We start from the raw sequence: 13,256 nt of genomic DNA, 5'->3' as shown, positions 1-13,256 counted from the left end.
ATCAATATATTTTCATATTTAGCAAGGTATACAGATGGTATACATTTGCATTACAACGACGTCACGTACTCACGAACTGACATTTTGGAATCCGTTATATTCAATTTTGCTTTATACTTGAGCAGGCGTTGCTTAACAGAGCCTTCGTTGATGCAATATATTTGGGCAAGCGTCTTTGTAGAGAACCCGATACGCACAAGCATCAGGAAGCGCAAGTCGTTAATTCCTAAATCGGCATGCAGACGTCGGATTTTTGACACAAAGCCATCATCAGCGTTTTCGAGATAATTGCTTATAGCCTCCCAGCCATTTTCATCTATCTCAATATGTGCACCTAACCCGTTGGCACTCTGCGTTATCATCGTTACGACGTCTATATTATTGGTAATATACTTTTTCAACAGGTCTATCCTCTCACGTTGTTGCCGCATCTCAACCTTATGGAGCATGGTTTCTTTCTCTGCTAATTGTTGCTGTAAAGCCAATTCTTTGTTCTTATTGTCGAGTTCAATGGCTTGCATTTTCTTCATGTGTGCACGCTTATACCGCCACATACATACCAACAACACAATAATCACCGCCAAGACAACAATAGACGCCACATATATTAGCATACGTTTGTCTGCATCACGCTTTTCTGACGATTTCTGCATCAGCTCTGAATAATACTTATTTCTTTCATCTAATGAATTGCGAAACAGCACCTCTAATGTGTTTGTGGCCGAATCTGTATAGGCTAATATGGCCTGCTCATCATGCTTGCGGACTGCTGCAACCTGGCAAATGGAATATGCCTCGTAAGCATCTGCCAGATCTTTACCCTGCATCACAGGGCGTAATAATTGCACACACTTTTCGTATTCGCCTAACAAGCTATAACTCTCGGCAAGTACTATACGGTCACGAACTTCCCGCCTCAACTGCCACAACTTTTCTGCCCATTTTACGGCCTCCTTGCCATTTTCGCTCCAGGTCTCAATAATTGCCATCAACATGTAGCCGTCTGCCAACATCGCTGTGTCACCATACGCCTCAGCTAATTTTAGCGACTCGTTCATCTCTGCCCTTGCCTTGTCGTAATGACTCGTCTGTGCATAGTACAACACCCGGGCATTGGCAAAGGCCAATTTGTTGTAGACTATGGCATGAGAATAGGAATTGTAAATGGCAATACACTTGTTGAGATAAGCCAACGAGCGTTTTGGATGGGTGTAACGCTCTGACTCAGAAAGCACACGCAAAGCGTTGCACCAATAATTGGTATCACGCAAAGCGATAGAAGCCTTTATCGACTTTTTCAAACAATAAATGGCTTTGGCGTCGCTGTCGCTTCTGTGGAAGTAGTTTCCCATATAATACATACAGCGACCATACAGGCTGTCGTTGGGCAATTTGCTATAATAGTTATATGCAATGCGCAACAGGCTGTCATCGTCCACTTCAATGCTCTTTTTGCCCAAAGCCATTGTATAGGCTAAAGCATATAATGGTTGCTCAGCATCTGACACCTTTTGCTGTCTGACACTGTCAAGAATATTCAATGCACGGTCTGGAAAGCTGTCGGCCAGACTCATGGATTGCTTGATAGCTGCCACATGGCTGCGCCGACACGAAGCCAACACGAGCAATAAGACAAATAATAACGCTATCCTATTTATATATGCCATTAAGACACTTATTTTCTGAAGAAACTAAAGTTTACGCTGCCATAAGCACGGTGTTCTACAAAGTCGGGGCGATTGCTGAAGTCGTAGTTCTTGCCATGCTCAAGCACGAACAAGCCTCCCTCTTTCAGCAGAGCCGACTGCATGACGCGGTCGGGCAATTCGCCGAGTTCGGGCAGTGCATAAGGCGGGTCGGCAAACACCAAGTCGAACGACTCGCCACAACGTTCAATAAAGCGCAAGGCGTCGCCACACATGGGTGTCCACGCCTCATCGCCCAAAGCACGCTGACACTGCTGTATGAAAGCAAAGTGGCGGCGGTCCTTTTCGATGGTCATCACACGCCGGCAGCCGCGCGATAGCAACTCAAGCGATATGCTGCCCGTACCACCAAAGAGGTCGAGCGCGGTGGTATCTTCAAAGTCTACGTATGCACGCAACACATTGAACAGGTTTTCTTTAGCAAAATCGGTTGTGGGACGGGCCTTGAACGTGCGTGGCACTTCAAAATGGCGTCCTTTGTATATTCCTGTTATAATTCGCATATTCTTTAATAGAAACATTGGCGGAATTAGCAAACAAGTTGACTTGTTAACTCAGAATTCCGCCAACGCGTGTTAATGGGTAAATATAGCTATTTAAGCAGTGCACACATCAGGTCGTACGGCACCCCCTCGGTGGTTGATACCACATTGCGGTTGAACTCTGCCGAGGGATTGACGGGATACACGCGGGGGGCATATTTCTGCAACTCGTCTATCACAGGGTCACGCAGCAAGGGCGCGCCTGCCACAAACAGGGGTGTTTCGGCCACATCGAGTGCCAAATGGCGCACCAAATTAAACACATAATAGTCTACATCGGTTAGTGTGCGCACCATGTAGGTGTTGAGCATTACAAGGCGGCTGTCTTCGAGCACCAGCACGTCGATCACCCCATCATGGGTATAAACGAACAGACGCTTGCCATGCGTGGTGTCGATGCCCTTCTGTGCAAAATGCTGCACCAAGGGGGTCAGGGCTGCGGTATAGCGCACCTCGCCAAAAGCCTCCTCGAGGGTGCGGCATGTCACCTCTGGCAGGGCAAAAAGGAATACGGCGTTCGAGGCTGGCACCGTGTCGTAAAACACGCGTTGCTTGTCGCCGGGCGTGAAACAAAAGTTGTAGGTTGTTTCAACGTCCTCCTCCTGAAACTCGGCCAGTGGCACGGGGGTGACGGTGGCATTAACATACACCTCAACCTTGTCGTACTGTTGCTGCAACATCTCAACCTGTTGCATGGCCATGCGCAGGTTGACCGTGAGCGACACTTGCGGACGCACATGGTAGGGGTGAAATTCAAATTTCGGCGGTTGACCTGCTTCGTAGGTGGCAAAGCAGATGTCGGTGTCGGATATACGGATATGTAGGGTCAAAATTGTAGGTCTGATTTAGCCGCGGCATATTTTGCCGTGAGCTTGGTCTATAAAATATTTTACTATCAAAGCGAGCAGCACCCCCATGCTATTGGTGGCAAAGTCGGCCCAGTCACCTGTGCGGTAGGTGGTCAGATATGCCTGAGCCAACTCTATCACGCCACTCATCAGAATGGGCGCCACCACACCTATCAAGGCCAAGCGGCACTTGTGCCATTTATAGCCGTTGCACTTGTATTCGAACCAGAACACGCTGCATGTGCCAAGATACATGGACAGATGCACAATCTTGTCGATATAAGGAATGTCGTCAAGCGTGCGCACATGAGGCGGACGGAACAGACACAGATACCATATCAGCGCCACACATGCCAATGTGAGCGGAAAGTATTTTCGTAGCTTTTGCAATATCACCAAAACTTGTTTTGTGAAGGGTTATACTCAAATCCGGCATCGGCCATTTTCTGTTCGAGTTGCTGCTTGTCCACATCGAGGTCATCACACAGTGCGTCGAGCGAGCTGTAGTCGTCGCGCAACTTGGTATTAACGTAGCTGAAAAGCATCATGGGGTCTTGCGGTAGTGACATATCAATATTTGTTCTGAAATTTTACAATCGATTCTTATGCAGTGCAAAAGTACGTCTTTCCAACTGAAAAACCTACAATTACGGTCGTTTACTCCTGCCCCGCGCTCCAATTCACCAAATACACCCTTTCGGTGGTACGCGTAAAGGCTGTGTAGAGCCATCGCAAGTAGGGTTGTCCGAGCGCGTCGTCGGGCACATAGCCTTGGTCTACATACACTCTGGCCCACTGTCCGCCTTGCGCCTTGTGGCAAGTTACGGCATAGGCATACTTTATCTGCAAGGCATTATAGTAGGGGTCCTGGCGCAGTGCCTTCATACGGTCCTTTTTAAGCGGAATGTGCTGATAGTCCTCAAGCACCGATTCGTAAAGGCGGGTACTCTCATCGCGTGTGAGCGATGGCGACTCCGACTGCAGGGTCGACAACAGCACACGGCAGTCCAGCTCGTAGCCGTCATAGTCGGCAAAGCGCAATGTGGCATCGGCAAATCTGAAACCATACTGCTCATGCACATTGCGTATGCGCACCACCTCGGCCGTATCGCCATTGGCTATGAAGTCGAACGGCATGCGTTCGTCGCGGGGCAGCGTCTTGGCATATTGCTCTGTCCAAAAGTAGTTGTTTTTGACAGCCATCACCAAATCGCCGCGCGTCAACTCTTCCTCACGGTCGAATATGCGTGAGCGTATGCCATTGTTGTAAATGTTGGCACGCTTGTTTGAGCGTGTCACCACTATCACATTATCGGCCCCAAAGGCTTGATAGTCGCTTACAAGGCTCTCTATCAGTTCGTTGCCCGGCAAGGCACGCACCTCGCCATGCGGGTCGGTGTTGATGGGCGGAATGCCTTCAAAGCCTTGTTGCAGCAGCTGCCGCAGCATGGTGGCGCCCGACAGCACATCGCTGTCCTTGCTCTGTCGCACCACTTCGGTCAGGTCGGCACTGCCCACCAGCAGTCCGTAGCGCGTCAACACATCGTTGTTCAACGCCGGACTTTGCTCCTCGCCCACTGGCGGCAGCTGAGCGGTGTCGCCCACAAACAACAAACGGCACCCCTCGCCCGAATAGACGTAGCGCACAAGGTCGTCCATCAGCTCGCCAGAGCCAAACAGACTGTCGCCCATCTGTCCGGTACCACTGCTTATCATCGAAGCTTCGTCCACCACAAACAGGGCATGGCGCAGCTTGTTAAACCCTAACGAGAAACGTGTGCCTTCGCCCTGAAAGGTTTGCTGGCGGTATATCACGCGGTGTATGGTATAGGCCGGTGTGCCGGCATGATGCGAAAACACCTTGGCAGCCCTGCCTGTTGGGGCAAGCAGCACCACCTCGCGTTTGAGCAGACGCATCACGCGTACCAGGGCGCCAACCAACGAGGTCTTGCCCGTACCGGCATATCCGCGCAATATGCACGCGGCATCAGCACGCGGAGTTGTAACAAAATGCGCCAGCAGCGTGGCGGCACGCTGCTGTGTGGGGGTGAACGGGAACGCAAATTCCTGCGCTATGAGTTGATATATTTCGTCGTTAAGAGCCATGGAAGGTCAATGTACGAAGTTGATAAGTTGACAAGTTAGTTGATAAGTTGATAAGTTGATGGGGTGATGGGTTGATAAGTTGATGGGTTGATAAGTTGACGGGTTAACGGGTAAGTTTGCCAAGCTTTTCAAGCTTCTTACCAATATGACTTTAACATAACAAGTAGTGTATGGCATACTTACCTGTCAACCTGTTCACCTGTTAACTTGTCAACTTGTTTACTAATTCCGCCAACGCATATTACTTATGCCTTGCGAGCAAAGCGCGCAGCATACGCAGCAATCACTACAAAGCAACACAATGGCACGATAAAAGCCATTGCCATGCTTGCATGGTCAGCTATAAGCCCCATCAGCACGGGCGCAATGGCACCGCCCACAATTGACATTATCAAGAACGATGAAGCACGCTTGGTGTGTTGGCCAACTCCCTTCAGGGCCAATGCAAATATGGTTGGGAACATGATGCTCTCGCACAAATAACACAACATAAAGGCTGCCACGCCTGCCACACCCGCACCACTGAGCAGTACAGCCATGGCCAATGTGGCACCTACGGCACAATAGAGCAACACACGCTCGGCACGCACACGCAGCATAAGCCAACTGCCACCCATACGACCTGCCATGAACAAACCCATACCGCCGAAGCCTAACAATAATGAGGCGTTGACATTGCTCACACTTGCGTGTTCGGTCACATAATTGATAAAGAAACTGTTTATGCCTGTCTGCGCTGCCACATAAAGGAACAGCGCTATCAATCCATACACAAAATTGCGATGTTGCCACAACGAGTCTGTGGCGTGTGCCGACTCTGTCTGTGCCACTCCGTCGGCCTGCACTTCGGGCAACTTGACTTGCGCAAACACCAGTGCCACACACAGCACCACAACGCCTATTATGGCATAGGGAATGGCTATGCTGCCCTTGTCGGCACCCACTGCAAAAGCAAAATGCCCACCAATGAGCGGACCGACTATCCACCCCAGCCCATTGAACGATTGCGACAGATTGATACGCCGCGCCGCGCCCTCGGCATTGCCAAGCACCGTTACGTAGGGATTGGCTGAGGTTTCAAGGCACGTGAGGCCGCAACCTATTACAAACAGTGAAAACAAAAAGAAGGGGAACGACAACAGTTGTCCGCCCGGAATGAACAGCAACGCACCTATGCCATAAAGCAGCAAGCCCGTTATCACACCGGCCCTGTAGCCGTAGCGCTTGATTATCTGTCCGGCTGGGAGGGCCATCACAAAATAGCCACCATACATCACCGCCTGCACCAAGGCTGACTCGGTCTTGCCCACGCCATCCATGGTTTCCTGAAAATGCTTGTTCAGCACATCTAATATGCTATGGGCCAAGCCCCACAAAAAGAATAATGAAGTGACCAACACAAAGGGCCACAAATAATTTTTTCCGTCTGCCGTTCTGAACAGACCTGGTTTGGTATTTGCCATGCTATAAATAGGTTGAAGTTTCAGATTTAACAAGGGCGGGCTGAAAGCCCAATGGAGCACATAGCCCAGGGCAAGCGAAGCGGCACCCTGGGACTTCCGCATAGTAGAGTCTACGCGCCCTGTAAGGGCAAAAGCTTTAACCCTTTATGTTGTTATTCTTACTTGATAGCTGATTTAGCGGTCTTAAAGTGGAACATCGTATGTATATGTTGTTCCACACCTGCGCCATGTCCTAAAGCTTTTGCCCTTACAGGGCGCGACTGCTCCAACACGCGATACCCAGGGTGCCGCTTCGCTTGCCCTGGGCTATGGGCTCCATTGGGCTTTCAGCCCGCCCTTGCTAAATCAGAAACTTGAGTAAATAGGTATTCAACATATTTGCCCGACACATATAATTATGACGGCGAACATGTAATGGGTTGTTTGTGTAAGCAGATATTCAATGTTAGGTTGTATCACGCGTTGGCGGAATTAGTAAACACGTTGACAAGTAATTCCACCTACGGATTTATATCAACAGAATTCGAACACCCGCCTATTACTCGGACAAAGGTAGCAATAATTTTACAAACTTGCCCACTCGGGCATTCCATACACCGCGTGCACTCAAATTTGCAATGCCACGCCCCCTACATTTTATTCTTTACACTTTTGTCTACACTCTGCACTTTTTGTCTGCACTCCGTTGATAGTCAGAGCATTACGCAGTGTAGACAAATCTCAATAATGCCTACACTGCTGTCTGCACACGCCACGCCTGCTTGTCTATGTCAGGGGGGTGCATTTATCAGTTTAGGGAGGCCGTTTTCTCAGTTTCGGGAGGGCAGATTTTTATTCCGTCCGACCAAAAATCCGCTCGCCCTATGCCGTAACACGGCACTGGTTTGACAGGTGCACGCACCGGGGCAGACAGCACAACATGCACGTGCAGACAACGAGGGAGTGGCAGCAATATATAACATTTCATGTCCGCTCAGTGCATACACGTGTGCAGGTTATTTTAGCCGTTGTCTACACTAACGAAACGCATGATTTTCAACGGGGTGCAGACAAAAAGTGCAGAGTGCAGACAAATGTACACAGAATAAATTGATAGGGGGTGCAGCCCACGGCGAGATATGCACACATTTGCAAATTGCACCAAATATGTTGGTCAATCTCAACTCTTTGTTGTACATTTACATCACCAACTACACGCGGGCTACAATCAGACAGCAAGCCGACGGGGCATAAACATCATAAACCCATTGGCATTTTTTGAAGTTAACGGGGTTACGAGTTGACTGGTAAGTATGCCATACACTACTTATCATGTTAAAGTAAGACTACCGAGAGACCTAAAATGCTTGGCAAACTTACCTGTTAACCCGTTAACTTGTCAACCCGTTAACCAATTCCGCCAATATCACAAACAACAGATTACAACCCATGAAAATAGCCGAAATAATAGCCAAACAACTCGGACTGCGCGAAAAGCAGGTCGAAGCTACCATCAACCTGCTCACCTCGGGCGCTACCATACCTTTTATCAGCCGCTACCGCAAGGAGGCTACCGGCGGACTTAATGAGGTGCAAGTGGCACAGGTTAAGGAGCAGAATGACAAACTGGAGGAACTTGTACACCGACGCGACTACATCATCACAACCATTGAGGAACAAGGCAAACTGACTGACGAACTGAAGAAGCGCATCGAAACCTGTTGGGACGCCACGCTGCTTGAGGACATGTACCTGCCCTTCAAGCCCAAGCGCAAGACTCGGGCCGAAGTGGCACGCAAAAAGGGACTTGAACCTTTGGCCGACATGCTGATGCTGCAACCCTTCAAACAGCCAGAAACGGCTGCCAAATCTTTTGTAAAAGGCGAGGTGGCCAATACGGACGAGGCGCTGCAAGGGGCACGTGACATCATAGCCGAAAGGGTGAATGAAAATGAACGCTCACGGCAAACGGTACGCCGCTCGTTTGAGTGTACGGGCATGATACGCTCCAAAGTGGTGAAAGGCAAGGAGGCCGAGGCTGGCAAGTTCCGCGACTACTTTGACTGGAGCGAGCCACTGAAGCGCTGCACCTCACACCGTCTGCTGGCCATGCGCCGAGGCGAGGCCGAGGGCTACTTGCGTGTGAGCATCTCGCCAAGCGACGATGATGACTGCATAAGCCGGGTGGAACGCGGCTATGTGAAGGCGGGCACACCGGCAGCCGCACAAGTTGAAATGGCCATTGCCGATGCTTACAAGCGACTGCTGAAACCAAGCATCGAAACGGAATTTGCCGGTGCCAGCAAGGGCAAAGCCGACGAGGAGGCTATACACGTGTTTGCCAACAATCTGAAACAACTGCTGCTTGCAGCCCCTCTCGGGCAAAAACGCATCATGGGCATTGACCCTGGATTTCGCACTGGCTGCAAGGTGGTATGCCTCGATGCACAGGGCAACTTGCTGCACAACGAGACTATATTTCCACACCAACCACAAAACCAGTATGCAAGGGCGGGCTTCAAACTCCACTCACTGGTTGAACAATACCACATAGAGGCCATTGCCATTGGCAACGGTACGGCCGGACGCGAAACTGAGGAGTTGGTAAAGAGTCTGCACCTTAAGGGGGTGGAGGTCTTTCTGGTGAGCGAGGACGGGGCTTCGGTTTATTCGGCATCGAAATTGGCGCGCGAGGAGTTTCCCGACTACGATGTAACGGTGCGCGGTGCGGTAAGCATTGGCCGCCGGTTGGCCGACCCTTTGGCCGAACTGGTCAAAATTGACCCTAAGGCTATTGGTGTGGGACAATATCAGCACGACGTGGACCAAACGGAACTGAAAAAGTCGCTCGACCTGACGGTTGAGAGTTGTGTCAACACCGTGGGGGTGAACCTCAACACGGCCTCGAAGCATTTGCTCACCTACGTGTCGGGACTGGGGCCGGCCCTTGCACAGAACATTGTGGACTACCGTACGGCTAACGGGGCTTTTGCCTCGCGCCGCGCACTGCTCAAGGTGCCACGCTTGGGGGCCAAGGCCTACGAGCAATGTGCAGGCTTCTTGCGCATTCCTGGTGCTGAAAATCCGTTGGACAATACGGCCGTACACCCCGAGCGTTATGCACTCGTTGAGCAAATGGCCAAGGACGCGGGCTGCGACGTGCCAACACTGATAGCCTCGGCCGAGGCACGTGCCAAGGTGGACTTGAAGCGCTATTGTACCAACGAGGTGGGACTGCCCACGCTGACTGACATCATGAACGAACTGGCCAAACCGGGACGCGACCCGCGCGGCACAGCCAAGGTGTTCAGCTTTGCCGACAATTTGCACTCGCTCGACGACTTGCGCGAAGGTATGGAGGTGCCGGGCGTGGTAACGAACATCACTAAGTTTGGTTGCTTTGTGGACATGGGCATAAAGGTGAAGGGGCTGGTGCACATATCGCACATGGCCGACCACTATGTGAAGGACCCTGCTGAGGTGGTGCATATTCAGCAACAGGTTATGGTCAGGGTGCTCGACATTGACGAGGAACGCGGACGGGTGGCATTGCAACTGATTAAAGGGTAACTGATCTCTCACCAGCAACCCGTTGGCAGAATTCTTTGTTGACGGGGTAACAAGTTGACAGGTTGACAAATAAGTATGGAACCTACACTTATGAACGACGAATATTATATGCGCAAGGCGCTGGAACAGGCCCGTATGGCCTACGACAAGGACGAGGTGCCTGTGGGAGCGGTGGTGGTATGCCGCGACCGCATCATAGCACGTGCCTACAACCTGACCGAAACACTGAACGATGTGACAGCTCACGCCGAGATGCAGGCCATCACTGCTGCCGCCGATGCGCTGAATGGTAAATATCTTGATGTGTGCACACTGTACGTGACGGTGGAACCTTGCATTATGTGTGCCGGGGCCATCGGGTGGGCACAGATGGGACGTGTGGTATACGGAGCCAGCGACCCTAAACGGGGGTACAGCGTGTTTGCTCCCAAGGCCATGCACCCCAAAACCGAAGTGGTGTGCGGGGTGCTTGAAGAGGAGTGTGCACAACTGATGAAGGATTTTTTTAAGCGTAAACGCTGATGGCTGACCACAACGAACTGGGACGCGAGGGCGAGGACGAAGCACTGCTCTACCTGACGCAAAAGGGCTATACGCTACTGGCACGCAACTGGCGCATCGGACATCTCGAAATTGACATCGTGGCCGAATGGTTCGGCGAAATTGTGTTTGTCGAGGTGAAGACGCGACGCGACGAACATTTTGCACCGGCTGCAGAAGCGGTGACGCTGCACAAAAAGCGCAATATCATTGCCGCCGGCCGCGCCTATCTGGCACATAACCATTTGCTTGGTTCGCCTTACAGCTACGACATCATTACGGTGGTTGGCAAGCAAAGGCCTTTTTGCATTACCCACCTGCGCCATGCCTACAACGAGGAGACGGTGTGGAAACAACGCCAGCATAAACGCGACTTTGAAGTATGAACATTGAAGACATTCGCAATTACTGCCTGGCCAAGCCCTTGGCCACAGAGGATTCGGCCTTCGGGCCCGACGGAATCTTGTTCCGTGTGTACAACAAGATCTTTGCTTACATTGACCTTGACCGGCCCGATTTGGTTGTAACAAAGTGCGACCCCGACTATGCCATTACTCTGCGTGATAAATATAACGGCATACGCGGGGCTTGGCATTGGAACAAGAAGTATTGGAACGAGGTGATGTTTGACACAGATGTGCCCGACGAACTGGTGTATGAACTGATTGACCACTCGCTGAGCGAGGTGCTTAAGAAATTGCCTAAAAAGACACAAATGGCTTATGCTGAACTTACAAAACATTGATTTGCCGCACAACTGGGAGCATGTGCATTTGCCCGAAACAGACTCGACCATGCTGCTGCTGCGCCTGCCGCAATATCAGCACAGCGACAAGGAATTTGTACTTGCTACGACCGACTATCAGACCGCGGGACGCGGCCAACGCGGCAATCACTGGGAGGCTGAACGTGGTAAGAACTTGCTATTTGGGTTTCTGTTCCACCCCACCCTGGTGCCTGTGACGCATCAGTTTGCACTGTCTGAAGCACTGGCCCTTGCCGTGCGGGCCGCATTGGCGAAACACGTGGACGGCGGCGTGACGGTGAAATGGCCTAACGATGTGTACTGGCTCGACTACAAGATTGCCGGCATGCTGCTGGAGCACGATGTGTGCGGCACACAAATAGCCACTACGCTGACGGGGGTGGGAGTTAACGTGAACCAGACTGTTTTTGAAAGCGATGCGCCCAACCCCATATCGCTCATGAAAATAACTGGCAACCATCACAACCGCGCCGAACTGCTGTCGAAACTTGTTGGTGAGTTTGAGAAACGTTACCACCTGATACTGCGCAACGATTATGCCACACTGCACAACGAATACATGGAGCACTTATACCGAGGCAAAGGCAACCATGTGTTTGAAGACGCCAGTGGCAAGTTTGCAGCCAGCATTGAGGGCATTAGTCCGTTAGGCGTATTGTCTCTGCGCAAAAGCAATGGCACTATTTGCAACTATGCTTTCAAGGAGGTGGCCTTTTGCCATGATGAACGACCTTAAAGGTGTGGATTGAGACAGAACTTATTCTGCCTGGTAAAACAATTATTGCAGTCCGGTAAAACGTAAAAATGCGAACGGACTCAAGACAAAAACGCTAACTCTAATGGGGCGACGCGTCTCGCGTCGGGAAAATATGCAGCTATGATTAACAGTTATTGCAGCCCGGTAAAACCATTCTGATATTGTAGCTCATGGATCACACCGATTGCACGGATTTTTTTCGCTCGCGCTACGTGCTTTAACACCACGGAGATGACGGATTTGACGAATTTTGTGAGCATTGCATGCTCACTTCGCTATTGGCCCGTAACGTACCCGTGGCGAAATACGTTAGCACAGATTATGTAGTAAGGTACCTATCCGCAGCAACGAGCCAATAGCGAAGTGAGCATGCAATGCTCACAAAATCCGTCAAATCCGTCATCTCCGTGGTGCTAAAGCACGTTGCGAAAAAATCCGTGCAATCGGTGCGATCCGTGTGCCATAATATCAGAATTGTTTCACCGGACAGAATATAACACAAAACACGCAAGAGAGGCTGACACCCACATTGCACTTGCTGCAAAAAGGTGTCAGCCTCTCCCTTGAAAAAGCAATCCCCAACACCGCTGTGCGGTATTGGGGAGTAGCTTATAATTTATTACTTCTTGCCATGAACTTCGTCAGACACGGTCAACTTCTTGCGACCCTTAGCGCGACGAGATGCCAATACGCGACGGCCGTTGGCTGTCTGCATACGCTGACGGAAACCATGCTTGTTATTTCTCTTTCTGTTGTGGGGTTGGAATGTTCTTTTCATTTTTGTTATGCTGTTTTTTTGTTTTTGATATACATATCATTGCGCGAGAAAGGTCAGCACTACCATGTTACAGACCTCGCGGCCTCACGTTCTTTTTGAGGCACCTTCTCGCTTCGGGTTGCAAAGTTAGGAAATCTTTTGTGAATGAGCAAATTGTGCAGCGGAAAATGTATGTTTCCCATACATCTTCTGCTCCATTTG

The 13,256-nt window shown here is 50.6% G+C and carries 13 protein-coding genes; 5 read left to right on the top strand and 8 right to left on the bottom strand.

Features of this window, described 5'->3' with window-relative positions:
- Positions 1-50 precede the first annotated feature (50 nt).
- The 7 genes from BQ5453_RS08880 to BQ5453_RS08850 form a co-directional block, all read right to left on the bottom strand.
- Entirely contained in the window at positions 51-1,667 is a 1,617-nt protein-coding gene (locus BQ5453_RS08880) for a hypothetical protein (protein ID WP_143033351.1), read from the bottom strand.
- 8 nt (positions 1,668-1,675) lie between these two features.
- Positions 1,676-2,209 (bottom strand): RsmD family RNA methyltransferase, encoded by a 534-nt coding sequence (locus BQ5453_RS08875; RefSeq protein ID WP_022102561.1) that lies wholly within the window; start codon positions 2,207-2,209, stop codon positions 1,676-1,678.
- An 89-nt stretch (positions 2,210-2,298) separates the two neighbouring features.
- Positions 2,299-3,078, bottom strand: a complete 780-nt coding sequence (locus BQ5453_RS08870; RefSeq protein ID WP_071122950.1) for a DUF3822 family protein — start codon at positions 3,076-3,078, stop codon at positions 2,299-2,301.
- Positions 3,079-3,093: 15 nt separating this feature from the next.
- Positions 3,094-3,492, bottom strand: a complete 399-nt coding sequence (locus tag BQ5453_RS08865; RefSeq protein WP_235860104.1) for a VanZ family protein — start codon at positions 3,490-3,492, stop codon at positions 3,094-3,096.
- Positions 3,489-3,665 carry a DUF4250 domain-containing protein gene (locus BQ5453_RS08860; RefSeq protein ID WP_071122949.1) on the bottom strand — a complete coding sequence of 59 codons (177 nt, stop codon included), beginning with the start codon at positions 3,663-3,665 and terminating at the stop codon, positions 3,489-3,491. The genes BQ5453_RS08865 and BQ5453_RS08860 overlap by 4 nt, the downstream gene beginning before the upstream one ends.
- A gap of 88 nt (positions 3,666-3,753) precedes the next feature.
- Positions 3,754-5,202, bottom strand: coding sequence for an ATP-dependent DNA helicase (locus BQ5453_RS08855; RefSeq protein WP_071122948.1), 1,449 nt, complete (start codon positions 5,200-5,202; stop codon positions 3,754-3,756).
- A gap of 245 nt (positions 5,203-5,447) precedes the next feature.
- Entirely contained in the window at positions 5,448-6,665 is a 1,218-nt protein-coding gene (locus BQ5453_RS08850) for a sugar MFS transporter (protein WP_071123597.1), read from the bottom strand.
- A gap of 1,428 nt (positions 6,666-8,093) precedes the next feature.
- Here BQ5453_RS08850 and BQ5453_RS08845 point away from each other — a divergent pair.
- The 5 genes from BQ5453_RS08845 (at position 8,094) to BQ5453_RS08825 (ending at position 12,256) form a co-directional block, all read left to right on the top strand.
- Complete coding sequence (locus tag BQ5453_RS08845; RefSeq protein ID WP_071122947.1) at positions 8,094-10,214, top strand: Tex family protein; 2,121 nt, start codon at positions 8,094-8,096, stop codon at positions 10,212-10,214.
- A gap of 75 nt (positions 10,215-10,289) precedes the next feature.
- Positions 10,290-10,736: a nucleoside deaminase gene (locus BQ5453_RS08840; protein WP_071122946.1), complete on the top strand. Its 447-nt coding sequence runs from the start codon at positions 10,290-10,292 to the stop codon at positions 10,734-10,736.
- A complete protein-coding gene (locus BQ5453_RS08835) occupies positions 10,736-11,140 on the top strand; it encodes a YraN family protein (RefSeq protein WP_071122945.1) in 405 nt (134 codons plus the stop codon). The genes BQ5453_RS08840 and BQ5453_RS08835 overlap by 1 nt, the downstream gene beginning before the upstream one ends.
- Entirely contained in the window at positions 11,137-11,499 is a 363-nt protein-coding gene (locus BQ5453_RS08830; protein WP_071122944.1) for an MmcQ/YjbR family DNA-binding protein, read from the top strand. The genes BQ5453_RS08835 and BQ5453_RS08830 overlap by 4 nt, the downstream gene beginning before the upstream one ends.
- Positions 11,477-12,256 (top strand): biotin--[acetyl-CoA-carboxylase] ligase, encoded by a 780-nt coding sequence (locus BQ5453_RS08825; protein WP_071122943.1) that lies wholly within the window; start codon positions 11,477-11,479, stop codon positions 12,254-12,256. Before BQ5453_RS08830 ends, BQ5453_RS08825 begins: the two co-directional genes overlap by 23 nt.
- A 640-nt stretch (positions 12,257-12,896) precedes the next feature.
- Here BQ5453_RS08825 and rpmH read toward each other — a convergent pair.
- The gene (gene rpmH / locus BQ5453_RS08820) at positions 12,897-13,055 is read right to left on the bottom strand and encodes a 50S ribosomal protein L34 (RefSeq protein WP_022101825.1); all 159 of its coding nucleotides are present in this window, start codon (positions 13,053-13,055) and stop codon (positions 12,897-12,899) included.
- Positions 13,056-13,256: the final 201 nt, after the last annotated feature.

It is taken from the genome of Prevotellamassilia timonensis (assembly GCF_900106785.1).
GTDB classification, from domain to species: Bacteria; Bacteroidota; Bacteroidia; order Bacteroidales; family Bacteroidaceae; genus Alloprevotella; species Alloprevotella timonensis.
The sequence above is the reverse complement of the archived record's forward strand: the minus strand, read 5'-3'. Positions and strand labels throughout refer to the sequence as shown.